The organism is Roseateles albus (assembly GCF_028595345.1).
Lineage (GTDB): Bacteria > Pseudomonadota > Gammaproteobacteria > Burkholderiales > Burkholderiaceae_C > Paucibacter_A > Paucibacter_A albus.
The window spans coordinates 1-26,434 of sequence record NZ_JAQQXT010000013.1 but is presented as its reverse complement, the minus strand read 5'-3'; the positions used below and the strand labels follow the sequence as shown (position 1 = coordinate 26,434).

Sequence of the window (26,434 nt, the reverse complement as noted above, 5' to 3'; positions counted from 1 at the left end):
TCAGAAAAAGATCAAGTCTTGCCTGCACCTGCCCCCCGAGGCCAGGGGGCCACCCCGCAAAGGACGTATGCTGCCGCACCTGGAGAAGACCCCAACCATGCCAAGAAAACTCAAACCCTTGCTTGCCTTGCTCACCGCCGCCTTGCTCACCAGCCAGGCCGCTCACGCCACGCCCCCGACGAAGAACAGCGTCAAAAAGACGCCCACCAAGACTGTCGCCACAGCCCCGGCGAAGAAAAAGCCCGGCGCAAAACCTGCAGCAGCAGCAGCACCTTCGGCAGTCGCCGCCAAGCCAACAGCCGCGGCAGGCGTCAAGGCCAATCCCCGCAGCGGCGCGGATATTCTGGCCCAATCGCCCGACAGCCATTGGCGCGGGCTGGACCCCGAGAACACGCTGCTGATGGAATTGACCCAAGGACAGGTCAAGGGTCAAGTCTTGATCGAGCTGGCGCCGCGCTTCGCACCGCTGCACACGCTCAATATCCGTGCACTGGCCCACGGGGGCTTTTATGACGGCCTGGCCGTCGTACGCGTGCAAGACAACTTTGTCGCGCAATGGGGTGACCCCCATGCCGACGACCCGGCCCTGGCCAAGCCGCTGGGTGCGGCTGCGCCCAAATTGCCGGCAGAGTTTTCCGTCCCGCTCAAAGGTCTGCCCTTGGCCCGCCTGCCAGACCTGGACGGATGGGCCTCGCTAACAGGCTTTGTCGACGGCTTTCCCGTCGCCGCCGACCCCAAGACTGGCCGCGCCTGGCTCGCGCATTGCTATGGAACCGTTGGCGCCGGGCGCAGTGACGCGGTTGATTCCAGCACCGGCGCCGAGCTCTATGCGGTGATTGGACAGGCACCGCGCGGCCTGGACCTGAACATCACCGTGGTCGGCCGGGTTTTGAAAGGCATGGAATTGCTGGCCAGCCTGCAACGTGGCGGCCCGAACATGGGCTTTTACGAGCAAGCCGAACAGCGTCAGCCGATCCAGCGCGTGCGTCTGCTGGCCGATATGCCGCTTGAGGAACGCCCTGCCCTGCAAGTGCTGCGCACCGACAGCGAGACCTGGACCGAGTTGCTGGCGGCACGGCGCAATCGGGGCGGCTGGTTTGTGCACAACCCCAATCACCTCGATCTGTGCGGCGTCAACCCGCCGACTCGGCCGGCCAAATAGTCGACGAGATAGTCGACGCGACGGTCGCTGAGACGGTCGGCGCAACAATCGCTGCCGGCAAGGCCGGGCGGCCCTGCAGCAGCGCAAAAGCGCTGAAGCGCGTTTCCTTTTCCAGCTGCACAAAGGCCTCGCCGACCAAGTCCATCAGGCGCTGCGGATCGGCGACTTGGCTCCGGTCGGCGAACATGCTGATCTGGATTTGCCCGGCGTAGGACATCAGCGCGAAGCCAACACCCATGGTGCCCGCCTGCGGCACCCAGCAGATCGCGTCTTGCAGCCGCGCGCCGGCCAAAAAGCGCGGCTGCGGCGGGCCCTCCACATTGGTCAGGACCACCGAGCCTTTGGAGGTAAAGAGCTTGAGCACCCAGCGCTGCAGCGCGGCCGGCAAATAGCCACTCAAGCTCAAGAAGAACATCGTCGCGTGCGGCTGATGCGAAGCCTTGATGGCCCTCATGCGCGCGCTGGCAAGCGCGAGGCGATCCAAGGCGCGGGCGGTGTCAATGGGCAGGTCAACAGCCACCAGGCCAAAATGATTGCCCAGCAAAAACGCGTCGGCCTTGTTGCGCAGATTGAAGGTGACCGCCGCGCGCAGCGCTCGCTGAGCCGCAGGCTCCCCGCGCTCCTGCAGATAGGCACGCAGCGCACCCGCCACCGCGGCCACCCACACATCATTGACGGTGGCTTGCATGCTTTTGGCGATGCTGCGCACCAGATCGAGCTGCATCGCGGGCAGTTGCAACATGCATTTATCGGCGCTCAGCGGCCGTTTCAGGGAACTGCGGCAATCCGGTATCAACAAAGCCAAACGGGCCAGCTGCGCGGTTATGCGAGTCCAAAAAACCAGCCGGTGCATGCGTTTGCAAAGTGTGGGATGGGCTTGCGGCTGCGCATAGGCCGGGTGCCATTCCAGCGCCGCCTGGCCAGCGTGGGCCATGCTGTCATCGGTCAGATGCTTCAACACATGAACGAGGCCTAGGCCGTCGGTGATGCAATGGTGCAGGCGAAACACGATCGCAAAACCACCACCGACGCGGGTCAAGACCTGCATATGCCAAAGCGGCCTGTCCTTGGCCAGGGGCAGCAAGGCCTGCAACCCCAGCAAGGCTTGCAGTTGAGACTCGCTCACCGCTGCCGCCCCGGCATCGAATTGCACATGCCGTGCAATCTCAAAGTCAGGATCTTGAGCCCAAATGGCTTGAGGCAAAGAGAAGCGGCTCCGCCGCCTCAGCTGCACCCGCTGCGTAAACCTGGCGTAGTTGGGCAGGCGCTGAGCGATCGTGCGCCGCAGCGCGTCAAAGTCCAGCGGCCCCTCGAACATCAACACACTGTTGATGACCATCAAATTGCTGACCCCGTCCATGCGGAACCAGCAATAGTCGCGCCGCGACATCGGCTCATCAGCGCCCTGGCCGACCTTGTCGCACGGCTTTCGCTCCAGCATCTTGACGCCTCTTGTTCGGCTTGTTTTTGCAGCTGCCGATGATGGCGGCAGCTGAGCCGAGGCGACCGACTTTGCGAGCCAAGCTATTGGCTTTGCATACCCTCCATTCGGAGAGGCGGGAAAGCCCTTGTCAAGCCAACGCGCGGCGCAATCGGTCGCTGAGCAAATCCACCAAGGCCACCAGCAGCAGCATCGCGGCCAGGATGGTGGCGGTCTTGTTCATATGGAACAAGCCCATATGAAAGCCCAGCAGCTGGCCCAGGCCGCCCGCTCCCACCACGCCCAGCACGGCGGCCGCGCGAATATTGTTCTCCCAGCGGTACAAGGTGTAGCTGATCAACTGCGGCAAGACCTGCGGCAGCGTCGCATACAAAAACACCCGCAAGTTGCCGGCCCCCTGAACGCGCAAGGCAAAACCTGGCCCTTCGCTGCAGTTCTCGATCGCCTCGGCGAACAGCCGCCCCAACACGCCCGTGGTGTGTGCGGCCAAGGCCAATGTGCCTGCAAACGGCCCCAGGCCGGCCGAGATCAAGAGCAGGCTAGCCCAGACCAACTCCGGTACCGCGCGCAAGGCATTCAAGAGCCAGCGCGTCGGGCGCCGCGCCAGCGCCGAATCCTGGCCATGCAAGCGCGCCGCACCCAAGGCCAGCAGCAGCCCCGCACATGCGGCAATCAAGCTGCCCAGCGCAGACATCGCCAAGGTCTCCAGCGAGGCAAAAGCCACCTTGGCAACAAAAGCCAGGCTCAGATCGGGCGGAAAAAACTCCGCCACAAAGCGCCCCATGCTGCGCGCAGCCTCGAGTGAAAACATCTGCGCCCATTGCAGATCAAGCGTGGCAAAGCTCGCCAGCACCAAGCCCAGCAGGGCCAAGCATGCAGCCAAGCCACGCCGGCCTATGCTCAGCCGCGCTTGCGGGTAAAGCTTCACCGCAGCGCCCCTCTGAGCGCGGCGCTGATGGTGTCGGCCAGGGCGACCAAGAACACAAACACCAGCAGCATCGTGGCCACCTCGGCGCCATTGAACATCTTCATAGACGCGTCGATCTGTTGGCCCAGGCCGCCGGCGCCGACAAAGCCCAGCACCACCGAGGAGCGAATCGCGCATTCCCAACGGTAGACGGTGTAACTGCTGAGTTCGGCGGCATTTTGAGGCAGTAGTGCGTAAAAAAATGCCTGCATGCGCCCAGCGCCATTTCGCAGTAGGGTACGCGTGGACTCGGTGTCGCCGCTCTCCAAGATTTCCGCATAGACCTTGCCCAACATACCCGCGTAACTGAGCGCAATCGCCAGCACGCCGGCGGTGACGCCCAGGCCCACCACCCGCACAAAGATCAAGGCCCAGACCAGCTCCGGTACGCTGCGCAACAGTACCAACAGCCAACGGGTGCCCAAGCGCAGTGCAGCAGGCCCCTGAGCCATGCGGCCACTCAGGGCCGAGACCGAGAGGCTGCGCGTGGCCAGCAGCCCCAGCGGCACGGCGCCCAACAAAGCCAAACTGATGCCGGCAGTGGCCATCGCCACCGTGCGCCAAGCCTCAAGTGCCACCATGCGCAAAAACTCAAGCTCGAGTTTGGGCGGGAAAAAGTCCGCCAAAAATCGCGCCGTGACGGCCAAACTCTGCGGCTCCAGCAATATCCAAGGGCGGAACTCGGTCAGCACCGCCAGCGGCCACAGCAAGGCCACGGCCGCGCCCAGCCAAAACACGCGCCCCAGCCAAGCGGGGTCGCGTGATGGCACTGCGCCGGCCGAGGACGATCCGCTCAACGACACACCATCTGCGGCAAGGGTGGCTGAGCAAGCAAGGCTTGCTCCGGCATTTGCCCGGACGCCAGTTCAAGTTCGTGCTGGGCATACAGCTGCGCCAGCAAGGCCGGCGTGACTTCAGCCGCCGGCAGGTCGAACAAGACCTGACCCTGGCGCAAGCCAATGATGCGCGGGAAATGCGCCAGAGCCATCTCCACATGATGCAGCGAGGCCAGCAGGGTCACGCCGCGCCGGCGCGCCTCCTGCACCAAGGCTTGCGCGACCAAGCTCGTGCGCATCGGGTCCAAGGCGGAGAGGGGCTCATCCAGCAGCCACAGCTTGGCCGGGCTGACCCAAGCCCTTGCCAGCCCGACCCGCTGGCGCTCACCGCCGGAGAGTCGGTCCACGCGCTCGAACAGCTTGTCTTCCAGATCGAAGGCGGCCAGCGCGGCGTGAGCGGCACCAATATCGACCGGATAGAGCAGCGAGCGCAGACTGCGCGTGAAACTCCAGCCCGGCAAGCAGCCGGCCAGAACCGCCGTCACCACTCTTTGCCTGGGCGGCAAAGGCGGCACTTGCGGCGCCAAAAACAGCCGGCCACGCAGGGCCCGCAAGTCGCCGGACCCCAAGCGCCAGGGACTGCTGCCATCGAGTTCGTACTGGCCCGCCAGCGGCCGCAAAGCGCAGGCCAGCAGTTGCAAGAGCGTGGTCTTGCCGGCCCCGGAAGGCCCGATCACCGCTACAGCTTCCCCCGCCTCGACGCTCAAACTCAGGCCACGCAAGACCGGCGCCCGAGCAGTGCCCGCAGCCAGGGGCGCGGCGTCTACGGCGCAAAGCGACAGCTTCAAATCAGCAAACTCGCGTCAAAGCAGGCCGGCGCTGTGCGCGGCGGCCTCAATGCCCTTGTAGTTGTCGGGCTGGGTGGGGATAAACCGCGTCGCGCGCTGCAAGTCAAGAATTTCCTTGCCGGCGGCGTCATCGCGGCTCAGACTCAAAAAAGCCTTGGTGATTTTTTCGCGCTGCGCCGCAGGCATATCGGCATGCACGGTCCAGTTGTAGTCGTAGTAAGAAGGCGTGGTGTAGAACACCCTCACCCGCTCGGTATCGACCTTTTTATCGGCCACAAACTTCTCCCACACCGAGATATTCAATGCGCCGGCCTGGACCTTGCCGGCGGCAACTGCGGCGATGGTGGCGTCATGCGCGCCGCTATAGGCGACCCGGCGGAAATCCTTGTCCGGATTCAAGCCCGCTTGCAACACAAAGCTGCGCGGCATCAAGTGGCCGGAGGTTGAGCTCTGCGAGCCAAAAGACACGTCCTTGCCCTTCAGGTCAGCCAAGCTCTTGATGGCGGGATCAGACGTGATGAAGACCGAGCGGAATTTGCTGTCTTCCTCGCGCTGCACCAAGGGCAGCATCTTGCCGCCCGAGCGCGCATTGGCCTGCACAAAGGTAAAGCCACCGAACCAGGCCAGATCAACCTTCTTGTTGACCAGAGCCTCAACGGCCGCCGCATAGTCGGTCACCGGCGTGAACTCGACCTTCATACCCAGCTGGGCCTCCAGGTAACGCATCAGTGGCGCGGCCTTGCGGGCCAACTCGGTCGGTGACTCGTCGGGGATGGCGGTGACACGGAACACTTGGGCTTGCGCCTGCGCGGACAGGCCCGCAAAGGCCAACACAGCCGCAACGAGGGTTTGGTTCAGATGGCGACGATTGACGACAGACATGGCTCACTCCAAAAATAATTCTCAGCCGGCATTGGAACTCAAGTTGGCAGGGCGTGCCCAAAGCCCGCGCGGAAGGCCACGCGAAAACCAATCGCCTTCGCCTTGCCGCAGATGACAACACGGTGTGAACAACACAAGGATCCGGCTATGCTGACCGCTGTCCACCCTCCCCCACAAGCTCAACAGATCCCTTCAAGCATGACCATCTCTAAGCCTGAACCCCGCTTGACCTCGCTCTCCCATGGCGGCGGCTGCGGCTGCAAGATTGCACCCGGCCTGCTGTCCGAAATTCTGAAAGGCACGACCGGTTTCCCCATCCCGCCCGAGCTGATGGTGGGCATCGAAACTGCCGACGATGCGGCCGTTTACAAGCTCAATGACGAACAAGCGTTGATAGCCACCACTGACTTTTTCATGCCCATCGTCGATGACCCCTTCGACTTCGGTCGCATTGCCGCCACCAACGCAATCAGCGATGTCTATGCGATGGGCGGGCGGCCCATCATGGCCTTGGCTCTGGTCGGCATGCCCATCAATGTGCTGTCGACCCAGACGATTGGCCGCATTTTGGAGGGCGGTGCCTCGGTCTGCCGTGCGGCGGGCATCCCGATTGCGGGCGGCCACACGATCGACTCGGTCGAGCCAATCTACGGCCTGGTGGCGCTGGGCCTGGTGCACCCGAGCCGGGTCAAGCGCAATGCCGACGCGCAGCCGGGCGATGTCTTGGTGCTGGGCAAGCCGCTGGGCGTTGGGATTATGTCGGCGGCACTCAAAAAAGATTTACTCGGCGAGCAAGGCTATGCGCGGATGATTTCCGTTACGACGAAATTGAACACGCCGGGGCCGGACCTGGCGGCGCTGGACGGCGTGCATGCGCTGACCGATGTGACCGGCTTTGGCCTGGCCGGCCACGCGCTGGAATTGGCACGCGGCGCGGCTTGCGATGTGTGGCTGGAATGGGAGCAGGTGCCCTTGCTGCCGGGCGTGGCGGACTTGGCGGCACAAGGCATCGTCACCGGTGCGTCGGGGCGCAACTGGGCCGCTTATGGGCACGATATTCATCTGCCGGCTGAGTTCCCCAGCATGGCGCAGGCCCTGCTGAGCGACCCCCAAACCAGCGGCGGTCTCTTGGTTTCTTGCGCGCCGGAGGCAGTGGACGCGGTGCTGGACACCTTCAGGCGACATGGTTTCATGGACGCCGTCCCGGTGGGCTGCATTGCCAAAGCGCTGGACAAACCAGGGCAGCTTCGAATAGGCTAGCGGCAAAGATCGACGGTAGCCCCCTGCGCATCGAAGTTATGCGAACCCCAAGGAGTGACGATGAAGATTTCCACGCGCTTGCTGCTGTTGCTGGCCATTCTTTCATTGGCATTGCTGCTCGTCGGCGGGCTTGGCCTCTACGGTATCTCCAGCTCCAACGCCTCGCTGAAAACCGTTTATGAAGACCGCACCATCACGGCGGTGCAAATCGGCCAGATCGAGTCCATGGTGGTCAGCAACCGCCTGGCCATCACCACCGCGCTGGCGGACCAAACCCCGCAAACGGTGCGAGCCGCGATCAGCACGGTCGAGGCCAATATCGCCACCATTACCAAGCTCTGGGATGCTTATCTGCTGACCTATCTGACGCCCGACGAGGCCCGTTTGGCCAAGGCATGGGGCGCGGATCGCAAACAGTTCGTACAACAAGGCTTGCTGCCGGCGGTGGAGGCCTTGAAGGCCGATGACATGCCGACGGTGGAAAAGCTGGTCAAAACCGCGCTGCCGGCGCTGTTTGCGCCGGTCAAAACTGGGGCCGAGGCCTTGATGCAATTGCAAATCGATGTGGCAAAGCAGGAATACGACGAGGCTGCGGCGCGCTACTCGACGATCCGCTGGGCATCAATCGTCGCAATTGCGTTGGGCCTGGGCATTTCAGGCCTGATTGGCTGGCTGACCATCCGCGCCATCAGCCATGCTTTGGGGGCGGAGCCGGCCGAGGCCGCTGCGGTCACCGAACGTGTCGGCTCCGGTGATTTGAGTCAAGCCCTGAACTTGCGCTTCGGCGACCACAGCAGCCTGATGGCCAGGCTCAAAGCCATGCAGGACAACCTCACCCAAGTCGTCAGCACGGTGCGCCAGGGGGCCGAGCAAGTGGCCACCTCCAGCGCCGAGATTGCGCAGGGTAATTTGGACCTGAGTGCCCGCACAGAGCAACAAGCCAGCGCCTTGGAGCAGACCGCCGCGTCGATGGAGCAGCTCGGCGCCACCGTCAGGCAAAACGCCGAAAGCACACGCCACGCCAACCAACTGGCCGCCAGCGCCTCAAGCATTGCCATCGAGGGCGGCAATATCGTCGGACAGGTGGTAGAGACGATGAAGGGCATCAATGAGAGCTCGCGCAAGATATCGGACATCATCTCGGTCATCGACGGCATCGCTTTTCAGACCAATATCCTGGCGCTGAATGCGGCCGTCGAAGCGGCCCGTGCGGGGGAGCAAGGGCGCGGTTTTGCCGTGGTCGCCAGCGAGGTGCGCAGCTTGGCGGGCCGCTCGGCCGAGGCGGCCAAGGAGATCAAGAGCCTGATCAATGACAGTGTTGAGCGGGTTGAAGCGGGCACACAACTGGTCGACCAGGCCGGCGTGACGATGGGCGAGGTGGTTAGCTCGATCAAACGCGTCACCGACATCATGGGCGAAATCAGCTCGGCCAGCAAAGAGCAGGCCAGCGGCGTGGCTCAGGTCGGCGAGGCGGTCACACAGATGGATCACACGACCCAACAAAACGCGGCCTTGGTGGAAGAAATGGCCGCCTCGGCCAGCAGCTTGCGGCTGCAGGCCGATGATTTGGTCGCCACCGTTGCCGTGTTTCGCTTGCGCTGAGCATTGAACGCCCAGAAAAAAACGCCGCCAGCGATCATTCACTGGCGGCGTTTTTTATGATTCAAAGGCCGACAAGAGCGGCCCATCCGTTCCTCAGTCCAGCAAACGGATCTCCACCCGGCGGGCTTCGTCGGCCGTGCCGTCGGCCAAGGTCGACTCAGGCTTACGCAGCAAGATGCGGCCAGCGTCCACACCAGCGGCGGTCAGCACCGAGCGCGTCGCGATGGCGCGTTGCTTGGCCAACTCGGCATTCTTGGCCGCGTCGCCACTGGCGTCATGAAAACCGGCGATAACGATCTTGCGCGCTGGTGCGGCCATCAAGGCTTCCATCGCACGGGCCAGATCGGGGGCGGCCTCAACCGGCACGGTAGCTTCGGCAAAACCGAAGTGCACGGTCGCCAGCAACTCGCCACTCAGCGGCGCGTCGTACAGATCCGCATCGGACATGGCGGCCACGGCCACAGGTGCGGGGGCCGCACGGTGACGCTGCTTGATCAGCACGTAAGAAGTGATGCTGACCAACAAAATTGCGATCACCAAGCCAACAAGCCACAGGGCGATGCGTTCGTTGTCGTCTTGTTTGTCGGAAGAAGCCATTGTGAAAATCTCCAGGATTAAGGGAATCAGATCAATCGAAAAGGTTCAATTCGAGTCGGGGCGGATTCTAACGGGCGCAATGGGGAACGCCCGCGAGGCGGGCGTTAGTTTGGATCAGTTGGCTTGCGACAACTGGTCCACCATAAACAGCGCCCGCAGAGCGGGCGATTATTGGGAGGCAGGATTCTGTGATTACCCACATCGCTTCGCGATATGAGTGATCCCCAACCCAGCCAAGCGCCCTTGGCGCTGACGCCTGCTGCGCAGGCGTCTCTTGGATCAGTTGGCTTCCGACAACTGATCCAAGATGGCTGGGTTCTGGTGATCACATCACGCGGCTAGCCGCGTGAGTGCTCCCCGAATCCTGCACGCGCCTGTGGCGCCGGCGCGAGCTGCGCTCGCGCATCCTTGATCAATTGGCTTCCGACAATTGATCAAGGATTGCAGGATTCTCCAAGGTACTCGTGTCCTGCGTGACGGCTTCACCCTTGGCGACCGAGCGCAAGAGGCGACGCATGATCTTGCCGGAACGGGTCTTTGGCAGGTTGTCCCCAAAGCGAATGTCCTTGGGCTTGGCGATCGGGCCGATCTCCTTGGCCACCCAATCACGCAACTGTTTGGCAATCGCTTTGGCTTCGTCTCCCGTTGGGCGGGCGCGCTTGAGCACCACGAAGGCACAGATGGCCTCGCCGGTGGTGTCATCGGGGCGACCCACCACCGCTGCTTCGGCCACCAACTCGGTGCAGCTGACCAGGGCAGATTCGATTTCCATCGTGCCCATGCGGTGACCCGACACGTTCAAGACATCATCGATTCGGCCGGTGATGGTGAAGTAACCCGTTTCCGCATCGCGGATCGCGCCGTCGCCGGCCAGGTAATAACCCTTCAACTCCTCGGGGTAGTAGCTCTTCTTGAAGCGCTCGGGGTCGTTGTAAATCGTGCGGATCATCGAAGGCCAAGGCTTCTTGACAACCAGAATGCCGCCCTGCCCGTTGGGCACATCATTGCCCATCTCGTCGACGATGGCCGTCGTGATACCGGGGAATGGCAGCGTGCAAGAACCCGGCACCAAGGGTGTGGCACCCGGCAGCGGCGTGATCATGTGGCCACCGGTTTCGGTCTGCCAGAAGGTGTCGACAATTGGGCAGCGGCCACCACCGATGTGCTTGTGGTACCACTCCCAGGCGGCAGGATTGATAGGCTCGCCGACCGAGCCCAGCAAGCGCAAGCTGCTCAGGTCATAACGGTCCGGGTGCACGGCAGCATTACCTTCCGCCGCCTTGATCAAAGAGCGGATTGCCGTCGGTGCCGTGTAGAAGATCGACACCTTGTGCTTGGCGATCGTCTCCCAGAAGCGGCCAGCGTCCGGATAGGTGGGCACGCCTTCGAAGACGATCTCGGTGCCGCCCAGCGCCAAAGGCCCATAGGTGATGTAGCTGTGGCCAGTGACCCAGCCAATATCGGCCGTGCACCAGAACACATCGTTGTCCTTCAGATCAAAGGTCCACTTGGTCGTCAGCGCAGCGTGCAGCAAATAGCCGCCGCTGGAATGCTGCACACCCTTGGGCTTGCCGGTCGAGCCCGAGGTGTAGAGCAAGAACAAGGGGTGCTCGGCCTCGACCCACTCAGGCTCGCAAGTCATTGGCTTGCCTGCCAACTCTTCATGCAGCCAGTGATCACGCCCTTCGACCCAGCCAATCTTGCCGCCGGTGCGCTTATAAACAATCACGTCCTTCAGCGTTGGGCAAACGCCACCCTCCAGCGCCTCATCCACGATGGCCTTCAAAGGCAGGGCCTTGCCGCCGCGCAGTTGCTCGTCGGCGGTGATCACCATCACCGCGCCGGCGTCTTGCACCCGGTCACGCAGGCTCTGTGCAGAGAAGCCGCCGAACACCACCGAGTGAATCGCGCCGATGCGGGCGCAAGCCTGCATGGCTGCCACGCCTTCGACAGACATCGACATATAGATGACCACACGGTCACCCTTCTTGACGCCACGTGCCTTGAGCACATTGGCCAGTTGCGAGACGCGGCCAAGCAACTCGCTGTAAGTGACTTTGGTGCTGGAGCCGTCGTCGGCCTCGAAGATGATGGCCACCTTGTCGCCCAAGCCACGCTCGACATTGCGATCCAGGCAGTTGTAGGACACGTTCAGCCGGCCGTCTTCGAACCACTTGAAGAACGGTGCCTCGCTGTCGTTGAGCACCTTGGTGAACGGCGTCTGCCAAGTCACAAACTCGCGTGCCAAACGCCCCCAATAGCCCTGGTAATCGGCCTCGGATTCATCCACCAAAGCCTGGTAGCCGGCCATGCCTTTGACATTGGCCTGTTCTTGCCAAGCAGCGCTGGGCAGATAAAGTTCGTTCTGACTCATGATGTGATTCCTCTGACAGGAGCGGATTACAAGAAGGACTTAACTTGGACAACTGGGCGCTACTGTGCGTCTTGTCTCTGACGAAGCGCTTACTCTAACGTGGTAAATGCCTGTACCTTGGCCTCGAATTTTCACTGAGGCGCAATAGAATCCGCCTCAAACTCCGACACCCCCGAGGAAACCCGATGTCCACCCCAACACCTCCGACCCGCTTGATGCGTCCCTTGTCCAACCTGATTTTTGCCAGCCGCTGGCTGCAAGTGCCGTTGTATCTGGGTTTGATCCTGGCCCAAGCCGTCTACGTCTTTCAGTTCTGGACCGAGTTGGTGCATTTGATCGAGGCCGCTTTCGGCAACACCGAGGCGCTCAATATTCTCGTCAAGAGCATCGGCTACCAGTCCGCCTTGGCGCCGGCCAAGTTGAATGAAACCATTCTGATGCTGGTGGTGCTGGGCCTGATCGACGTGGTGATGATCTCCAATCTCTTGATCATGGTGATCGTGGGCGGCTACGAAACCTTTGTCTCGCGCATGGGCCTGGAAGACCACCCCGACCAACCCGAGTGGCTCAGCCATGTCAACGCCTCGGTGCTCAAGGTCAAGCTGGCCACAGCCATCATCGGCATCTCGTCAATTCACCTGCTCAAGACCTTCATCAACGCCGAAAACTACACCGAGAAAACGCTGATGTGGCAGACCATGATTCACTTCACTTTCTTGCTCTCGGCCCTGGCGATTGCCTACACCGACAAGCTGCTCAGTGGCCCCAGCAATAGCAAAGCTCACTGAAAAGCTCAAAGCCAGATGTTGACGCTCGGATTCTTCTTGCTCGGACTGATCGCCTTGGTCTGTGGCGCCGAGTTGCTTGTGCGCGGCGCCAGCAAGCTGGCTTTGTCGGCGGGCATCTCACCCTTGGTGGTGGGCTTGACCGTGGTTTCTATGGGCACCAGCGCGCCGGAGGTTGCGGTGTCTATCGGCGCCGCACTGGACGGCCTGCCCGACCTCGCCATTGGCAATGTGGTCGGCAGCAATATTTTCAATGTGCTGTTCATTCTGGGCATCTCGGCCCTGATCGTGCCCTTGACCGTGCACGCGCAGGTGATTCGCCAAGAGGTGCCGGTGATGATAGGCGCCTCGCTGCTGCTGCTGGCCTTAGGGCTGGACGGGCGGCTGAGCTTCAACGACGGTTTGTTGATGATGGCGCTGTTCTTGGCCTATACCGTGCTGCTGGTGCGGCAGTCGCGGCGCGAGTCGAAAGAGACGCAGGCGGAGTTCACCGAAGAAATGCCGGCCGAGGCCAATTGGGACAAGCATTGGGCGGTGCAAATTTTGCTGATCGCGGTGGGTCTGGGCCTGCTGGTGCTGGGCTCGGGCTGGCTGGTGGATGCGGCCATCACGGTGGCCAAGAGCCTGGGCGTTAGCGATCTGGTGATTGGCCTGACGATCGTGGCGGCCGGCACTTCGATGCCGGAGGTCGCCACGTCCATCATGGCAGCCATCCGAGGCCAACGCGACATCGCCATCGGCAACGTCGTGGGCAGCAATATCTTCAACATCCTTGGTTGCCTGGGGCTGACTGCGCTGATTGCACCGGCCGGCGTGCCGGTGGCCGCTTCGGTACTGAACTTCGATATCTGGGTGATGCTCGTGGTGGCGCTGGCCTGCCTGCCGGTGATGCTCAGCGGGCGCGAAATTGCCCGCTGGGAAGGCTTTGTCTTCATCGGCTACTACGTCGCCTACACCGCTTACTTGATTTTGATGAGCCAACAGCATGCTGCGCTGCCCATGTTCAGCAAAGTGATGATGATGTTCTTCATACCGCTGACCGTGCTGACCCTGATTGCCAGCTTGCTTCGCAAGCCGGCCAGCAACAAGGCCTGATGCAATTCAAGGCCGCGGCTGCCCTGGCGGCAGCCCGGCCTTGGAGGGCAAGCGCAGATGCAGCGCCGCCTTTGCCAAGAGATTGGCCGACACCGGCGCGGTGATGAACAAGAACAGCGTGATCAACAGTTCTTGCAGGCCGAATTGGCCTTGCGTCCAATGATAGACAAGGCTGGCCAGCAAAACGCCGCCAACGCCCAAGGTGGTGGCCTTGGTGGGCGCATGCAAGCGCATGAAAAAGTCCGGGAAGCGCAACATGCCGATCGCGCCGATCAGCGCGAACAAGCCGCCGATGATCAAGAACAGGCTGATGGCAACTTGCGCCAGCCCGTGGATTTCAAGGTTAGCCATGGTCTCGCTTACTCCAATTTACTCCAACACATCGCCGCGGCTGAGGTAGCGCGCCAGCGCCACCGTTGACGCAAAACCCAAGAGCGCAATGATCATTGCCGCCTCGAACAACAGGCCGCTGCCTTCGCGCAGCCCCTGCAAGACCACTAGCGCGACGACATTGACATACATGGTGTCGAGCGCCAGCACGCGGTCAGTGACTGTCGGCCCGACCAGCAAGCGCCAGCCGGTCAGCAGCAGCGCCAAGCCAACGGCGGCAGTGGCGAAGTTCAAGGCCCAGGCCAGCAGCGGCCAATCAAAAAACAAATGCGTCGTCATTCGAATATCTCCAGCAAAGGCTGCTCATAGCGCTGCTTGATTTGCGCGGCCATCTCTTGCGGATCGGCGCAGTCCAGCGCGTGCACCCAGATTTCATGGGCTTCGTCATCGACCACACAAGACACCGTACCCGGCGTGGTGGTGATGATGGTCGCCAAGAGCATGATGGGGCCGGGCTGGCGCAGGGCCAGCGGCACGCGCACCCAGGCCGGTTGCGGCTTGGCGCCGGGCGCCAGCACCAGACGCGCCACCGTCACATTGGAGAGCACGATGTCCCACAGCACGAGCAGGCCAAAGCGCAGCGCCAGCGCCCAGCGTTTGGGCCGCATGGCCGGGCCTAACAATCCGTGCAGCAAGCGCGGCAGCACCACACTCAGCAGCGCGGCCATCAGCACATGCGCGAAGCTCAGGCTTTGCTGCAAGAGCAGCCAGACCAGGAACAGCAGAACCGACAGGGCTGGATGGCTGAACCACGCCTTGCGCGCAAGAAGCGCATCCTTTTTCATTGCTTCACCTCCTGCAGAGGAACGGGTTGGCTCGGCTCAAGATAGGGCCGAGTCGTCGGCTGACTGCCCGGCTCTCCAAAAGCGCCCAGCACCGCCGCCGCATAGGCTGCGCGGTCGCTCAATTGCACGGCTGCCGCTTGGGTATAACGCTGAATCGGCGCGGCAGCCAGGCTGAGCAGCACGCTTGCACCCAGCAAGCTGCAAGTCGCCCTGACCAGCTTGGGGCTGCCGCCGGCACTGACATTGGCCGGCAGGTCCTGGCGCACATGCCAGAACAAAATACTGCCTGCCCGGGCCAGGCCCAAAAGCGTGAAAAAGCCCACCAGCAGCAACACCGTCCAGACCAAGGGCGCCCAGGCATGACTGCTGGCAGCCTCCAGCAGCATCAGCTTGCCGATAAAGCCCGGCAGCGGCGGCAAGCCCGCAGCGGAGGCTGCCGCCAACAACATCATCAAACCCAGCAGCGTTGGCTGCGCCACCGGCGCGGCGGGCACCAACTGCCCATCCGCATCCCCGCGCTGCGCCGCCACCAACTCGGCCAACAAAAACAGCGCCGCAATCACCAAGGTGCTGTTGAGCATGTAGTAGAACGCAGCACCCCAGGCCGCACTGCCGTACAAGCCCAGGCCGGCCAACACCGTCCCTACCGACACCACGGTCAACCAGGCCACCAAACGCGCCAAGGTCTTGGCCGCCAAAGCGCCCAAGACCGCCAACACACTGGTGGCAAGCGCCAGCGGCAGCAGAATCGGCGCGACCGCAAAAGCACTCGCCCCGCCGCTGTCGCCAAACACAACGCCATGCACCCGCACGATGGCGTAAACGCCGACCTTGGTCATGATGGCAAACAAGGCCGCCACAGGCGGGCTGGACGCCGCGTAGGTCGCTGGCAACCACATGGCCAGCGGCATCAGCGCCGCTTTGAAGCCAAACACCACCAGCAGCAGCATCGCCGCCACCTGCAGCACGGCCGCATCGGGTGCGGCCACGGCGGGCACCCGCAGCGCCAAGTCAGCCATATTGAGCGTGCCGGTCTTGGCGTAAATCAGCGCCAGGCCGATCAAGAACAGCGCCGAGGCGGCCAGATTCAAGACCACGTAATGCAGGCCGACCCGGAACCGCTCGGCCCCCTGCCCATGCACCATCAACACATAGGACGCGATCAGCAAGACCTCGAAGAAGACGAAGAGATTGAACAAATCGCCGGTCACAAATGCGCCGTTCAAACCCATCAGCTGAAACTGGAACAGCGCGTGGAAATAGCGCCCATGGGCGTCCCAGCCGCCGGTGGCGTACCACAGCACCGGCAGCGCCACACAAGCGCTCAAGAGCAGCATCATGGCGCCGAGTCGGTCGACCAGCAAAATGATGCCAAACGGTGCCGGCCAGTCGCCCAGCCGGTAGGTGATCAACTCCCCCTGAGCTGCGCGCATGACCAAGAACACGGCCAAAAACAGACCCAGGGCGGCAGAAGCCATGCCGATGCGGCGCGCCCACAAGAGCTTGTGATGGCCATGCCCGCCGTGGCTGTCACCGCCGTGATCGCCCAGCAGCAGCAAGGCCACAGCGGTCAGCGCCGGCAGCAAAACGGGCAATACCGCCATATGTTGAAAAAACCAAGGTTGAAAGAACCAAGACAGATCGACCCAATTCATCGCGTGCCCTCTTCCGCCACGCCGTCGACATGGTCGCTGCCGTTTTCATGCCGGCTGCGCAGCGCCAACTCGATCACAAAGCCGGTGGTGGCAAAGCCGATCACGATGGCCGTCAGCACCAAGGCTTGCGGCAAAGGGTCCGCCACCAAGGCAGCACTCTGACCCAATATCGGCGCGGCACCGCTCCACAAGCGCCCCATGGCGAAGATGAACACATTGACCGCATAGCCGATCACGCTCAAACCCAGCACGACCGAAAAACTGCGCCCGCGCAGCAGCAAATAAATGCCGCAGGCCGTCACCCAGCCAATGCCGCTGGCGAGCAAAAACTCCATAGAAATCGTCATTTGCCGCCTCCCCGCGTCACTGCTTTGCGCCCGTCTTTGCTGGCCGAGCCCAACACCGACAGCATCAACATCGTTGCCCCCACCACTGTGATGTAGACACCCAGATCAAACAGCGCCGCCGTGGCCAGGGGCAGCTCACCAATCAAGGGCAGACTGGGGTGGCCATGCGCGCTGCTCAAAAACGGCCGGCCGAACAAGAAGGCGCCCACGCCCGTCAGCCAGGCGATCAAGAGCCCGGTGCCTATCCAGCGCACATAACGCCGGCCTCCTTGGGCATGCATCAAGGCCTCGGCCCGCTGCTGGCCGTTCGCCATGTATTGCAAAACCAAGGCAACGCCAGTCACTAGGCCGGCGATGAAGCCCCCACCCGGCAAGTTGTGGCCACGCCAATAGATGTAGGCCGAAGCCATCAAGGCCAGCGGCAGCACCAGCCGCGCCACCACCCGCAGCATCAAGGGCTCGCGGGCATAACTCCAAGCCCGACCTGCGCCGTCCGTCTTGGGGCGCTTGACCCGAAAGCCGTCCAGCAAGGCCAGCACACCGACGGCAGCAATGCCCAGCACGGTGATCTCGCCAAAGGTGTCATAGCCGCGGAAATCAACCAGGATCACATTGACCACATTCGCGCCACCGCCGCCCGACAAGGCGTTCTCCAGAAAGTACCAGGAGATGGACTCATGGTTGCGGGTCAGCATCAGCCAGCTCAACCAGGCCATGCCGCCGCCCCCGAGCAAGGCCAGCAAGGCATCACGGCCGCGCCGCAAGGAGCTGGATTCGACCTTGCCGACCTGCGGCAGCAAGGCCAGGCCCATCAAAAGCAAAGCGGTAGACACCACATCGACCGACAACTGCGTAAGCGCCAGATCGGGCGCCGACAAGGCCAAAAACGCCATCGAACACACCAACCCCACGCCACCGGCCAAAATGACCGCCACAAAGCGCTGCCGGTGCATCAAGACCAGCGCCAAGCCCATCACGATCAAAAGCAGCCAAACACCGATCGCCAAGGGCGGCGCCGCCAGCAACTCACGCGAGCCGCTCGTCAGCCCCTCACTGCGCAGCAAAGGCCAAGCCGACAAAGCAATGGCCGTTGCCACCATCCAGGCCGCATAGCGCTGCAGCGAGCCGTTTTCCAGCCTGCGCGTGCAGCGCCCGGCCAGGCCAAACAAGCCGTCGATCGTGGCATGAAACATCGCCTTGCCACTGAGAGGCCCGGGCAAGTAACGATGCAGCCGCCCGCCGCTCATCAAGCCAAAGTACAGCAGCGCGCCGCCGGCCACTGCAATCACGCTCATCAACAAGGGCAGATTCAGCCCATGCCAAAGTGCGAATTGAAAAGCAGGTGCGGGCTCACCCAACATCGCACCGGCCGCCGCCTGCACCAAGGGCGCCGCCAGCCACATCGGCGCCAGGCCGATGGCGATACACAGAGCCACCAAGACCAGCACCGGCAGCTTCATGCCCCAGGGCGGCTCATGCGGGTGAGCTTGAGGCAACTCACGCGCCGGGCCGTTGAAGAAGACGTCGTGCACCAGGCGCAGCGAATAAGCCACCGAACACAGGCCGCCCAGCGTCGCCAAAAGCGGAATCGCCCATGACAGCGAACCCCAAAAGCCCGCAAGCAGCGCCTGCTCCAGCATCAACTCCTTGGACAAGAAGCCATTGAAGGGCGGCACACCGGCCATCGCAGCCGCCGCCAGCAAACCCAGACTGCCAACCCAGGGCATCAACTTCATCAGGCCGCCGAGCCGGCGCATATCGCGCGTGCCGGTTTCATGATCAACAATGCCGGCCGTCATGAACAGCGCCGCCTTGAAACAGGCATGGTTGAGGACGTGAAACACCGCCACCACCGCGGACATTGGCGTTCCCAAGCCGATCATGAAGGTGATGAAGCCCAGGTGGCTGATGGTCGAATAAGCCAGCAGCCCCTTCAAATCATGTTTGAAGATCGCCACAAAGGCGGCGAACACCATGGTCGCCAGACCGACACTGGCCACCACCCCTTCAAACAGCGCCGTGCCGCCCAGAACCGGGTACAGCCGGGCCAGCAAAAACAGCCCCGCTTTGACCATGGTGGCCGAGTGCAAATAGGCCGACACCGGCGTCGGCGCCGCCATCGCCTCGGGCAACCAAAAGTGGAAGGGCACTTGCGCGCTCTTGCTGAAGGCACCCACCAAAATCAAGCCCAAGGCTAGCGGGTAACGGGGGTCGGCCTGCACCAAGTCGCGCTGGGTCAACATCTGGCCCAAGTCATAGCTGCCGCAGATCTGGCCCAGCACGATCACGCCAGCCAGCAGCACCAGGCCGCCGCCACCGGTCACCGCCAGCGCCATGCGGGCGCCCTGCCGAGCTTCTTCCTTGTGGCCCCAATAGCCGACCAACAAGAAGGAAGAAATGCTGGTCAGCTCCCAAAACACCACCAGTAACAGCAAGTTATCGGACAGCGCGATGCCCAGCATCGCCGCCATGAACAGCATCAGCTGGCTGTAGAACTTGCCCTTGGGGTCGTCGGCACTGAGGTAGAAGGCGGCGTAAACAATGATCAGCAGCCCAATGCCGGTGATCAGGCCTGCGAACAACAGCGACAGGCCATCCAGGCGCAAGCCCAGATTCATGCCGATCGCAGGCACCCAGTCGACATGACTGAGCAAGACCTGACCCTGCAGCACCTCGGGCGCAGCCGACAGCAGCAAGCCAAACACCGCTGCGGTGATCAAAGCGGCCGCTAAAGCAGGCGCTTGAGGCCGGCTTTTGAAACCGCCCAAGCAGCCACACAGCACAGTGCCTAGCAACAGGGGCAAAAGGACAACCGTAGCGAGCAGCAGGTTCATCGGTCAAAAGAAGATTTTGAGGGCGGCCGATTGTAGGAGCCAGCTCCATAAGCCGAGCTGAAAGCCGGCCGCAAGACGGTTTCAGTAAACTGACGCCAGTTTCATCCCTCCTTGGACCCCGCCCCACCATGTCTACTTCGATCAAATACAGCGACTTCGTTGAAAGCGTCGCCGGCGCGCTGCAATACATCAGCTAGAAAGCGCTTCGCTGGATGCCGCTAACGGCGAGCGTTAGCCGTCGATAGCTCAATTTGTGCAAACCGTGTGTTCTAGATGAACCACGACAGTTCAAACAACAGTCACGACAGTGCCTTCAAGCGTACCGTAGGGCAGTGATCAAAGTGATGGCGATGCATGACCAGTAGCTGACCCGTTCTCCCGCAATGCGGACAAACAACGGTGGTTAGTTGATGCCGCTTTAGCGACTCAACAACATGAGCGCGATGCTCATCGGCCAACGGCATTCCTTTTCTGGGACTTGGCCTACCTTTAATCTTGCTTGGCCTACCAAGATGTCCTTGCCGACAGTTCTCGGTTGTGAGAATGATTGCGATATTGCCTTCCTCGTAATGACCCAAGTCATCCAAGCGCGACATGCAATAGCGGCCCTTCCCTGCTCCACGCAGATGCAGCTTGCCTGACTCCTCCCAGACAGCTAGCCATTGGTCGAAGGTCATACGCATTTCAATCTGCGTCCCTTGTCTGTCCTTTCGACGCTTACAGCCGCATCGCTGTGCTTTGTACGCATCTTTCAGTTTCTTTAATTCCGCATCTGTATATTCTTTCGTTGTCATCGTGAAAATCTCCAGCCAACTCCTTGTGGCTAGGTATTTATCCAATGACTTACGAACTCAGATAAAACTCTGATTTAAGACATAAATATTGATGCTTTCAGGATATGAAGCAACAATAATGGCTTATCGGAGAATAAAAATGGAACGCGATGCAATAACAAAAAACCTTAAACGCATAGAGACTTCTTGTGGCTTAGATATTTTCTTCTGGGCTCTAATAAGAGAGCTAGGCACCGGAGACACCTTGGCTCAAATCAGGCCTCGACTTCCTTACGACCTATCGGTGCCAAAACTGTCAGAGCTAGTCAAAAGTTTTCTGCCTGAATTCGCTCCGCTTCTAGAGAAGCCGAAGAGCGAAAGACTAGCCGACATGCAGGCCCTTTATGTAAAGAACATTGCTGCAACTGAACGATTCAATATTGAATGCGAATTGGTGTGCAGCGCATACGATGCGAATCATTCCGTTTACAAGTATTTCACTCAAGACTGGTTCAAGAAATTCAACGCGCAAAAAGGCCAAGCAACCAGTCGAAACATCGAGTGGAAGTTTGACTTTTTGACATGGATATTGTGGTGGATTCAAACGGGGAAAATTGACTCAAGGGGACGTGGACGCGAGCAGTACCAAATGTGCAGGAACAACGACACTGGGCCGTATTCATCTGAAAACTGTTATTGCGCGACCGGCGAAGAGAATCGAGCTGATGCAAGGGAATGGTCAAGAAGTGCCATACCGCTACGACTGCTCTTTCAACTATCGCTTGATGAACCACTTACCTGAAGCTCCAATGTCTTTACGGCAACAACGCCGCAACTTGGAGAACAGCAAATGGCTACCAGCACTCGCAACAAACCCGCTCAAGAAACCACAACGGAAACAACAACACTGGGTTTCCTGGCAAGCTTGCAAACACTGGCAACGCCAGTAACAGACGCAGCACAGATGGGCATTCAGAAAGACCCGCTGGCAAACGCCAAATTGAAGTTTGCGCAGAACATTGACGAGAATGTGAAGCTGATTAAAAGCGCAAGCGAAGCGGGTAAGTTCTTCAAGAAGCTGAAGGACAAGTACATGATCTCGCTCCGCAACGGCAATACCGTCATGCCCCTTAACGGCAACACACACTTCTCGGTAGATAGCGCGGAAGCGGCCATTAAATTTTTGGAAGCCGCAAAAGCAGCATCTGAGAACTCAGAACTGGACGAAGTGTTCAACAGCACCAAACGAGCCAAGAAGCAGACAAAGACAGAAACACCTGCTGCAACAACAACCTAAACGAAACCAGCACAAATACAAAGGGCCGCTAATTGCGGCCCTTTTCGTGACTGGTGACAGACCTTGACGCGTCTTATTCGTTGATCCACATAGCGGAGTTGCTTGGTGTTTCCCTGACTTCAACTTTACGCAGTTTGACACGACCCGCATATCCATTCTCGGGCAACCAGATTTCCTGGATGTAATCGGCCAAGAAGGTAGCCAGACCCTCGCAGCCCGTGCGCTCAACAACAACCATCTTGATGAGGTTCTTCTTGTGCATGGTTTCGAAGAATTCAAACTCTGGATCGTCCTGCGCCACCAGACAAGTGTGGTCGAACCAGTCGTCCATCTTTTCCTTCAGTGTCTTCAGTGAACCAAAATCAACGACCCAGTTACGGACGTCAAGTTCAGTAGATTCGAATTCGAAGTGGAACCCCATTGCATATCCGTGGATGAGGTTGCAGTGCGACTCAGCTCGCCATTGACGGTAGGCGACAGCATAGCCTCGCTCGGCTCCATAGGTTTTGGTGGAAACATATTTGATACACATTGTTGTTGCTCCTTGAGACAAATATTTATTCAAAATACCGGCAAGAAACGAAACCAGCACAAACACAATGGGCCGCTAATTGCGGCCCTTATCTTTTGGAAAGAAACATACCGGGTTGAAAGCTCTCTTCAACCATTGTTTGATGAACCTGAATGGCGAAGTTCCAATGGACTTACGGCAAACAAACAGGTGAATCAAATGGCAAACGAACTTTTCAACTTCATCACCACTCACGCAGCAAACATTCCCCATATAGACCACGAAGACTTCGCGGCCAAAACCAAATACGAAGAAGTAAAGGAATGCTGGCCTTTCTGGGTTGCGATGAAGAACGGAACTCCAACTGCTTGGTGGAACGAATGCCAGGAAACGGCTTACCTGGGGTAGATGAACGGAGTCTTAAATATGCTGGTGAACTACCAAGCCGCATATGACTCGTTGATGGACAAAGCCCGCTGGCGAATAACGCTCACGTGTTATTCGGAATGGCACCATGTTCTGCCGAGTTCCATGGACGGACGCGATCACCCATCCAATATGGTGTTGCTCACCGCACGTGAACACTACTTGGCCCATCTGCTGCTCTACCGCATGGGCCATACCAACCAAATCTTCTCCGTCAATGCAATGTTGACGGATGGCACCAACAAAGCCCGCAAAGAACAACTGCGATGGAAGAAGTGGGTGAGGAAATGGATAAACAAAGAAACCCAGAAGCAACACAGGGAACGGAATCGAGAAAACTGCTCACATATCTGGTGATCAACGGCCCATAAATAATCCGAGGCAATAAAGCCAAGGAGAAGTTTATGAAGACGAACAAAGACACCACGATCATCTTGCTCAGCGCACTACGGAATTGGTTCCACGGCAAATCCCAACCCGAACGCATGACTAGGCAAAACACTGCACTGGAAGCCAATTGGCAACTCGCAAACGCAGTTACGGAGCAGCCAGACCCCCAAACCATTGACCTCGCGCTAAAGCTCAACTTCGATGAGTTCGACCCCTTCCACACATATAGGGCTCGCGTAATGCCTGGGCTGAAGAAACGCGGCTATCGCTTCTTCTTCAAATGCAACCCCGATGACTATGTGGACCAGCAGGAATGGTGCAACACCCACGCGGAAGATGACTCATTGGCCCATTGCGGCCTGTGGAGCAAACAACCACACCCACGCGCATTCAAGAGCGAGTCAGATGCGATCCTATTCCGAATTAACTTCAACACCGAATACATACCGCTTGGCACGGATTCAGAAGGCGGAGAAACTGACTGAAAAGCCTTGATGGTTTGTGACGCGTTCATTATCCTCGCGGCCCCAAACAAACTGAAAGCTGAAAACGTGGCTGCAATACTATTCAACGTAATCGAGGAAGCCCATAAGGTAAAACGGGTGATTTCAACTTCACCTCAACCCAATGGCACGCTCTGCAATGACGCGGATTTGGCCGTTATCCCAATCCGCGATAACACCATGGGCTTCTTCATCATGCTGCTGCCAGGACAAATGGCAAGGGAAGACAAGGGCAACTTCACATTCAAAGCGGTTAAGCGACTTGAGGCTTACCAATTCCTAAGCAAACACAACGTCCAACAACTAAGCGAGGGACTATTACTCGTCAGCAGCGGTTGCACATGGGATGTGGCAAGAAGGAAAGTTAGGGACATTCATTGCCTGGGTTATTGGGCAGTAGCGTTTAGCTCGCCCGAGCGGCTGGAGATACTGGCAGAGAATCCAGCCAATGAAGTCTAAATGAGATAATACGCGAGGACGCTCGCAAAACTAGGCGGCTCTTGCGGGGTACTTAGACGCCAACAACAATGTGAGAACCCGCACCTTTATAGGCAGGCACTATTTGTGACCTGCCCTTTTTTTGGCTGATAAATATTAATGCTAACCACCGGTCAACAAATATTCTTCCAGCCATGTACATCTACAAAATTCACAACCACAAAACCGGCAATTTTTACTTCGGACAACGCAGCGCAAACAAACTTCCACCTGAGCTAGACACGGCTTATTGGGGAAGCAGCCGACTTCTAAACGGCATTAGGAAAGAACGACCAGAGAATTGGCTGAAAGAAATTGTTTCCTGCCACACCACCAAGGAAGAACTGGCGGAAGCCGAACAGGCGGTCATAGATGAATATTGGGGGCATCCACTTCTTTTGAATCGCTGCATTCCAGGCACACACGTATACAGTCGCACCACGAAGGGGAAGAAAAAGCCACCGCGCACAGAGGAACACAGGGCAAATATTTCTGCGGCAATGAAGGGGAAGAAAAAGCCAACGCGCACAGAGGAACACAGGGCAAATATGTCTGCAGCAAGGAAGGGCAAGAAACATTCAGATGAATCGAAGGCAAAAATGTCGGCTTCTTGGGCAACAAGGCGAGCCCGCTAAATATTCGCAATATGAACTTACTCCTCCTCCTCACCTACTGGAAACAAACCCTGGTTGCCCTGCTGGTAACGGCTTTGATTGGAACTATCGCAGTCCAACACTGGACGCTCAAGGCCCTACGAGCGGACTTGAACATCGCCAACAAAGAACTGGCGGTTAAGACGGAACAAATCTCGGCCCTATCCAGGGAACTAGCACTCCAGAACAAAGCCGTAGAGGAACTGGCTAAAGGTGGTGAAGAGAAGACCACCAAAGTTCACGAAGAACTAAAGGTGGTGAAAGTGGAGAAGCAACGGGTAGAGAAAGTCCTGGCTCAACACCCGGTTGAAACACAAACAACCTGCGCGGAAGTAATGCCAGCAGTCAGGGACATCTTGAGGGAGTTAAACCCATGAAACCAATCCTATTGGCTTTGCTGTTGGCCCTATATGGCTGCGCGACCCAACAACCAATGCAGATGCCCAAAGAAGTTCTTGTGCCAGTGCCAACACCATGCATTAAGGCAGAGGAAATTCCGGCAATCCCCGACTACGAGTCCAAATACTCAGAGGAACGGGACGGAGTACTGATACTGAGAATGGCGAGGGACTTGGCGAAAAGCAAGCCATACGAAGCGGCATTAAGGGCAATCGCAACAAACTGCTCAACTACATGAAACGGGAGAACAGCCCGTCAAGCGGCCCTGCAAGATGACCCGTCAAACGACACAATTTCTTCGTATCTCAGTTGAGACCGCGCCTGTCGAGTTGATGAACCGTGTATGTAGCGTCATCTGGTGTGTGAAAGACGTACCAGTGACGATCCATGACGTCTAGTGACATGCTAGACGGAGCCCTCACTACTGCTCGTTGCCGTGTTCTAGCAAGGAATTTGCACACGATGGCTGAAGGTCATGCAAGTGCTTGATCCGTAAGGGTTATTTGCGACCTCACTAATATGTAATCTATTCCCGCACAGCTTATCGACACGACAAAACATTTTTCGGCTCACTTTTCAACCAAAAACCTGAATCCCGAAAACGACCTCGCTGCTGCTTTGGCTGCAGGAACAGGCTTGGCATCAAGAGTTTGTCGATGCTTCCCGGCGACCCTTGGTCCTAAATAGTGGATGCAGTCGCAAGCCACAAAATTCAAGTCCACGCTGGAAGAGAAGTTTCATCAAAGTTTTGCTCTACCGTATGAGCAATCGCGTTTCGCCTACAAGGTAGTCCACCACTACACACCAGACTGGTGTTTGGCCCCTAACCACTTCATCGAAACCAAGGGCAGATGGGAATCTGCTGATCGCTCGAAGTTGAAGGCCGTTATCGCCCAGAACCCGCATATCAAGATAGTGATGGTCTTCCAGAACTCCAAGACCAAGCTCAACAAGAAGTCGAGTACCACTTATGCGGATTGGTGTGACAAGCACCAAATCACCTACTTCCAGTTCGGAACCCCAGAACTGACCCAATACATTGCGCAGTTCATTGATGAACCTGTGAATCTGGCGAAAAGTCATGTTGGCGATTGCATCGAACTGACCCACCGCGATCACGCAATACTGACCCACTGCTAGAGGCTACCCCAAGGTGCCTGCGTCAGTAGATTGGGATTGATTCTCGTCCTTGGATGAAGCTCCTT

General features: G+C 59.1%; 29 protein-coding genes. 14 read left to right on the top strand and 15 right to left on the bottom strand.

What is annotated here, in order from left to right; all coding sequences use genetic code 11:
- Positions 1-97: 97 nt before the first annotated feature.
- Complete coding sequence (locus tag PRZ03_RS18580) at positions 98-1,162, top strand: peptidylprolyl isomerase (RefSeq protein ID WP_273601769.1); 1,065 nt, start codon at positions 98-100, stop codon at positions 1,160-1,162.
- Here the strand turns inward: PRZ03_RS18580 and PRZ03_RS18575 are convergent.
- From PRZ03_RS18575 to PRZ03_RS18555, 5 genes are all read right to left on the bottom strand, one after another.
- Positions 1,134-2,603: a WS/DGAT domain-containing protein gene (locus PRZ03_RS18575; protein WP_273601768.1), complete on the bottom strand. Its 1,470-nt coding sequence runs from the start codon at positions 2,601-2,603 to the stop codon at positions 1,134-1,136. The genes PRZ03_RS18580 and PRZ03_RS18575 overlap by 29 nt on opposite strands.
- A gap of 130 nt (positions 2,604-2,733) precedes the next feature.
- Positions 2,734-3,531 carry a phosphonate ABC transporter, permease protein PhnE gene (gene phnE / locus PRZ03_RS18570; protein ID WP_273601767.1) on the bottom strand — a complete coding sequence of 266 codons (798 nt, stop codon included), beginning with the start codon at positions 3,529-3,531 and terminating at the stop codon, positions 2,734-2,736.
- Complete coding sequence (locus PRZ03_RS18565; RefSeq protein ID WP_273601766.1) at positions 3,528-4,367, bottom strand: PhnE/PtxC family ABC transporter permease; 840 nt, start codon at positions 4,365-4,367, stop codon at positions 3,528-3,530. Before PRZ03_RS18565 ends, phnE begins: the two co-directional genes overlap by 4 nt.
- Positions 4,364-5,194 carry a phosphonate ABC transporter ATP-binding protein gene (locus tag PRZ03_RS18560; protein ID WP_409993977.1) on the bottom strand — a complete coding sequence of 277 codons (831 nt, stop codon included), beginning with the start codon at positions 5,192-5,194 and terminating at the stop codon, positions 4,364-4,366. The genes PRZ03_RS18565 and PRZ03_RS18560 overlap by 4 nt, the downstream gene beginning before the upstream one ends.
- A gap of 15 nt (positions 5,195-5,209) precedes the next feature.
- Positions 5,210-6,076 carry a putative selenate ABC transporter substrate-binding protein gene (locus PRZ03_RS18555; RefSeq protein ID WP_273601765.1) on the bottom strand — a complete coding sequence of 289 codons (867 nt, stop codon included), beginning with the start codon at positions 6,074-6,076 and terminating at the stop codon, positions 5,210-5,212.
- Positions 6,077-6,274: 198 nt separating this feature from the next.
- On the opposite strand from PRZ03_RS18555, the gene selD reads away from it, so the two are divergent.
- Complete coding sequence (selD, locus tag PRZ03_RS18550; protein WP_273601764.1) at positions 6,275-7,336, top strand: selenide, water dikinase SelD; 1,062 nt, start codon at positions 6,275-6,277, stop codon at positions 7,334-7,336.
- A 60-nt stretch (positions 7,337-7,396) separates the two neighbouring features.
- Positions 7,397-8,938, top strand: coding sequence for a methyl-accepting chemotaxis protein (locus PRZ03_RS18545; protein WP_273601763.1), 1,542 nt, complete (start codon positions 7,397-7,399; stop codon positions 8,936-8,938).
- A 93-nt stretch (positions 8,939-9,031) separates the two neighbouring features.
- Here the strand turns inward: PRZ03_RS18545 and PRZ03_RS18540 are convergent, their stop codons facing one another.
- A complete protein-coding gene (locus PRZ03_RS18540) occupies positions 9,032-9,535 on the bottom strand; it encodes an OmpA family protein (protein WP_263532151.1) in 504 nt (167 codons plus the stop codon).
- A 412-nt stretch (positions 9,536-9,947) separates the two neighbouring features.
- Positions 9,948-11,909, bottom strand: coding sequence for an acetate--CoA ligase (acs, locus tag PRZ03_RS18535; protein ID WP_273601762.1), 1,962 nt, complete (start codon positions 11,907-11,909; stop codon positions 9,948-9,950).
- 185 nt (positions 11,910-12,094) lie between these two features.
- Between acs and PRZ03_RS18530 the strand changes: the two genes are divergently transcribed.
- The gene (locus PRZ03_RS18530) at positions 12,095-12,697 is read left to right on the top strand and encodes a TIGR00645 family protein (protein WP_263532149.1); all 603 of its coding nucleotides are present in this window, start codon (positions 12,095-12,097) and stop codon (positions 12,695-12,697) included.
- Between the two features lie 15 nt (positions 12,698-12,712).
- A complete protein-coding gene (locus PRZ03_RS18525) occupies positions 12,713-13,789 on the top strand; it encodes a calcium/sodium antiporter (RefSeq protein WP_273601761.1) in 1,077 nt (358 codons plus the stop codon).
- Between the two features lie 6 nt (positions 13,790-13,795).
- Here PRZ03_RS18525 and PRZ03_RS18520 read toward each other — a convergent pair whose 3' ends face one another.
- The 7 genes from PRZ03_RS18520 to PRZ03_RS18490 all read right to left on the bottom strand — a co-directional run bounded on the left by PRZ03_RS18520 (position 13,796) and on the right by PRZ03_RS18490 (position 20,594).
- Positions 13,796-14,140 (bottom strand): Na+/H+ antiporter subunit G, encoded by a 345-nt coding sequence (locus PRZ03_RS18520; protein ID WP_273601760.1) that lies wholly within the window; start codon positions 14,138-14,140, stop codon positions 13,796-13,798.
- An 18-nt stretch (positions 14,141-14,158) separates the two neighbouring features.
- On the bottom strand, positions 14,159-14,458 hold the full coding sequence (locus tag PRZ03_RS18515) for a K+/H+ antiporter subunit F (protein ID WP_273601759.1): 300 nt from the start codon (positions 14,456-14,458) through the stop codon (positions 14,159-14,161).
- Positions 14,455-14,964, bottom strand: a complete 510-nt coding sequence (locus PRZ03_RS18510; RefSeq protein ID WP_273601758.1) for a Na+/H+ antiporter subunit E — start codon at positions 14,962-14,964, stop codon at positions 14,455-14,457. Before PRZ03_RS18510 ends, PRZ03_RS18515 begins: the two co-directional genes overlap by 4 nt.
- A complete protein-coding gene (locus PRZ03_RS18505; protein ID WP_273601757.1) occupies positions 14,961-16,619 on the bottom strand; it encodes a monovalent cation/H+ antiporter subunit D in 1,659 nt (552 codons plus the stop codon). Before PRZ03_RS18505 ends, PRZ03_RS18510 begins: the two co-directional genes overlap by 4 nt.
- Positions 16,616-16,954 (bottom strand): Na+/H+ antiporter subunit C, encoded by a 339-nt coding sequence (locus PRZ03_RS18500; RefSeq protein WP_273601857.1) that lies wholly within the window; start codon positions 16,952-16,954, stop codon positions 16,616-16,618. Before PRZ03_RS18500 ends, PRZ03_RS18505 begins: the two co-directional genes overlap by 4 nt.
- An 8-nt stretch (positions 16,955-16,962) precedes the next feature.
- Positions 16,963-19,800, bottom strand: a complete 2,838-nt coding sequence (locus tag PRZ03_RS18495; protein ID WP_273601756.1) for a monovalent cation/H+ antiporter subunit A — start codon at positions 19,798-19,800, stop codon at positions 16,963-16,965.
- A gap of 299 nt (positions 19,801-20,099) precedes the next feature.
- On the bottom strand, positions 20,100-20,594 hold the full coding sequence (locus tag PRZ03_RS18490) for a hypothetical protein (RefSeq protein WP_273601755.1): 495 nt from the start codon (positions 20,592-20,594) through the stop codon (positions 20,100-20,102).
- A 139-nt stretch (positions 20,595-20,733) separates the two neighbouring features.
- Here PRZ03_RS18490 and PRZ03_RS18485 point away from each other — a divergent pair, with 139 nt between their 5' ends.
- Together PRZ03_RS18485 and PRZ03_RS18480 are read left to right on the top strand one after the other, a co-directional pair.
- Positions 20,734-21,375 carry a hypothetical protein gene (locus tag PRZ03_RS18485; protein ID WP_273601754.1) on the top strand — a complete coding sequence of 214 codons (642 nt, stop codon included), beginning with the start codon at positions 20,734-20,736 and terminating at the stop codon, positions 21,373-21,375.
- Positions 21,376-21,423: 48 nt separating this feature from the next.
- The gene (locus tag PRZ03_RS18480; RefSeq protein ID WP_273601753.1) at positions 21,424-21,870 is read left to right on the top strand and encodes a hypothetical protein; all 447 of its coding nucleotides are present in this window, start codon (positions 21,424-21,426) and stop codon (positions 21,868-21,870) included.
- A gap of 73 nt (positions 21,871-21,943) precedes the next feature.
- Here the strand turns inward: PRZ03_RS18480 and PRZ03_RS18475 are convergent, their stop codons facing one another.
- Positions 21,944-22,402 carry a 6-pyruvoyl trahydropterin synthase family protein gene (locus tag PRZ03_RS18475; protein ID WP_273601752.1) on the bottom strand — a complete coding sequence of 153 codons (459 nt, stop codon included), beginning with the start codon at positions 22,400-22,402 and terminating at the stop codon, positions 21,944-21,946.
- Positions 22,403-22,414: 12 nt separating this feature from the next.
- Between PRZ03_RS18475 and PRZ03_RS18470 the strand changes: the two genes are divergently transcribed.
- From PRZ03_RS18470 to PRZ03_RS18440, 7 genes are all read left to right on the top strand, one after another.
- Complete coding sequence (locus PRZ03_RS18470; protein WP_273601751.1) at positions 22,415-22,789, top strand: hypothetical protein; 375 nt, start codon at positions 22,415-22,417, stop codon at positions 22,787-22,789.
- 18 nt (positions 22,790-22,807) lie between these two features.
- The gene (locus PRZ03_RS18465; protein ID WP_273601750.1) at positions 22,808-23,164 is read left to right on the top strand and encodes an HNH endonuclease signature motif containing protein; all 357 of its coding nucleotides are present in this window, start codon (positions 22,808-22,810) and stop codon (positions 23,162-23,164) included.
- Between the two features lie 47 nt (positions 23,165-23,211).
- On the top strand, positions 23,212-23,682 hold the full coding sequence (locus PRZ03_RS18460; RefSeq protein ID WP_273601749.1) for a hypothetical protein: 471 nt from the start codon (positions 23,212-23,214) through the stop codon (positions 23,680-23,682).
- A gap of 6 nt (positions 23,683-23,688) precedes the next feature.
- Positions 23,689-24,159 (top strand): hypothetical protein, encoded by a 471-nt coding sequence (locus PRZ03_RS18455; protein WP_273601748.1) that lies wholly within the window; start codon positions 23,689-23,691, stop codon positions 24,157-24,159.
- A gap of 173 nt (positions 24,160-24,332) precedes the next feature.
- Positions 24,333-24,812, top strand: coding sequence for an NUMOD3 domain-containing DNA-binding protein (locus tag PRZ03_RS18450; RefSeq protein ID WP_273601747.1), 480 nt, complete (start codon positions 24,333-24,335; stop codon positions 24,810-24,812).
- A gap of 11 nt (positions 24,813-24,823) precedes the next feature.
- On the top strand, positions 24,824-25,207 hold the full coding sequence (locus tag PRZ03_RS18445) for a hypothetical protein (protein WP_273601746.1): 384 nt from the start codon (positions 24,824-24,826) through the stop codon (positions 25,205-25,207).
- A 712-nt stretch (positions 25,208-25,919) separates the two neighbouring features.
- A complete protein-coding gene (locus PRZ03_RS18440; protein WP_273601745.1) occupies positions 25,920-26,369 on the top strand; it encodes a PDDEXK family nuclease in 450 nt (149 codons plus the stop codon).
- Positions 26,370-26,434: the final 65 nt, after the last annotated feature.

Bases quoted from the DNA above. Each gene is read 5' to 3' on its own strand.
- PRZ03_RS18520 (WP_273601760.1), bottom strand. From the start codon at position 14,140: ATGGCTAACCTTGAAATCCACGGGCTGGCGCAAGTTGCCATCAGCCTG.
- acs (WP_273601762.1), bottom strand. From the start codon at position 11,909: ATGAGTCAGAACGAACTTTATCTGCCCAGCGCTGCTTGGCAAGAACAG.
- PRZ03_RS18505 (WP_273601757.1), bottom strand. From the start codon at position 16,619: ATGAATTGGGTCGATCTGTCTTGGTTCTTTCAACCTTGGTTTTTTCAA.
- PRZ03_RS18580 (WP_273601769.1), top strand. From the start codon at position 98: ATGCCAAGAAAACTCAAACCCTTGCTTGCCTTGCTCACCGCCGCCTTG.
- PRZ03_RS18450 (WP_273601747.1), top strand. From the start codon at position 24,333: ATGTACATCTACAAAATTCACAACCACAAAACCGGCAATTTTTACTTC.
- PRZ03_RS18490 (WP_273601755.1), bottom strand. From the start codon at position 20,594: ATGACAACGAAAGAATATACAGATGCGGAATTAAAGAAACTGAAAGAT.
- PRZ03_RS18525 (WP_273601761.1), top strand. From the start codon at position 12,713: ATGTTGACGCTCGGATTCTTCTTGCTCGGACTGATCGCCTTGGTCTGT.
- PRZ03_RS18440 (WP_273601745.1), top strand. From the start codon at position 25,920: ATGCAGTCGCAAGCCACAAAATTCAAGTCCACGCTGGAAGAGAAGTTT.
- PRZ03_RS18460 (WP_273601749.1), top strand. From the start codon at position 23,212: ATGAAGACGAACAAAGACACCACGATCATCTTGCTCAGCGCACTACGG.
- PRZ03_RS18445 (WP_273601746.1), top strand. From the start codon at position 24,824: ATGAACTTACTCCTCCTCCTCACCTACTGGAAACAAACCCTGGTTGCC.
- PRZ03_RS18500 (WP_273601857.1), bottom strand. From the start codon at position 16,954: ATGGAGTTTTTGCTCGCCAGCGGCATTGGCTGGGTGACGGCCTGCGGC.
- selD (WP_273601764.1), top strand. From the start codon at position 6,275: ATGACCATCTCTAAGCCTGAACCCCGCTTGACCTCGCTCTCCCATGGC.
- PRZ03_RS18515 (WP_273601759.1), bottom strand. From the start codon at position 14,458: ATGACGACGCATTTGTTTTTTGATTGGCCGCTGCTGGCCTGGGCCTTG.
- PRZ03_RS18555 (WP_273601765.1), bottom strand. From the start codon at position 6,076: ATGTCTGTCGTCAATCGTCGCCATCTGAACCAAACCCTCGTTGCGGCT.
- PRZ03_RS18485 (WP_273601754.1), top strand. From the start codon at position 20,734: ATGGAACGCGATGCAATAACAAAAAACCTTAAACGCATAGAGACTTCT.
- PRZ03_RS18545 (WP_273601763.1), top strand. From the start codon at position 7,397: ATGAAGATTTCCACGCGCTTGCTGCTGTTGCTGGCCATTCTTTCATTG.
- PRZ03_RS18465 (WP_273601750.1), top strand. From the start codon at position 22,808: ATGCTGGTGAACTACCAAGCCGCATATGACTCGTTGATGGACAAAGCC.
- PRZ03_RS18540 (WP_263532151.1), bottom strand. From the start codon at position 9,535: ATGGCTTCTTCCGACAAACAAGACGACAACGAACGCATCGCCCTGTGG.
- PRZ03_RS18530 (WP_263532149.1), top strand. From the start codon at position 12,095: ATGTCCACCCCAACACCTCCGACCCGCTTGATGCGTCCCTTGTCCAAC.
- PRZ03_RS18480 (WP_273601753.1), top strand. From the start codon at position 21,424: ATGGCTACCAGCACTCGCAACAAACCCGCTCAAGAAACCACAACGGAA.
- PRZ03_RS18510 (WP_273601758.1), bottom strand. From the start codon at position 14,964: ATGAAAAAGGATGCGCTTCTTGCGCGCAAGGCGTGGTTCAGCCATCCA.
- PRZ03_RS18495 (WP_273601756.1), bottom strand. From the start codon at position 19,800: ATGAACCTGCTGCTCGCTACGGTTGTCCTTTTGCCCCTGTTGCTAGGC.
- PRZ03_RS18475 (WP_273601752.1), bottom strand. From the start codon at position 22,402: ATGTGTATCAAATATGTTTCCACCAAAACCTATGGAGCCGAGCGAGGC.
- PRZ03_RS18575 (WP_273601768.1), bottom strand. From the start codon at position 2,603: ATGCTGGAGCGAAAGCCGTGCGACAAGGTCGGCCAGGGCGCTGATGAG.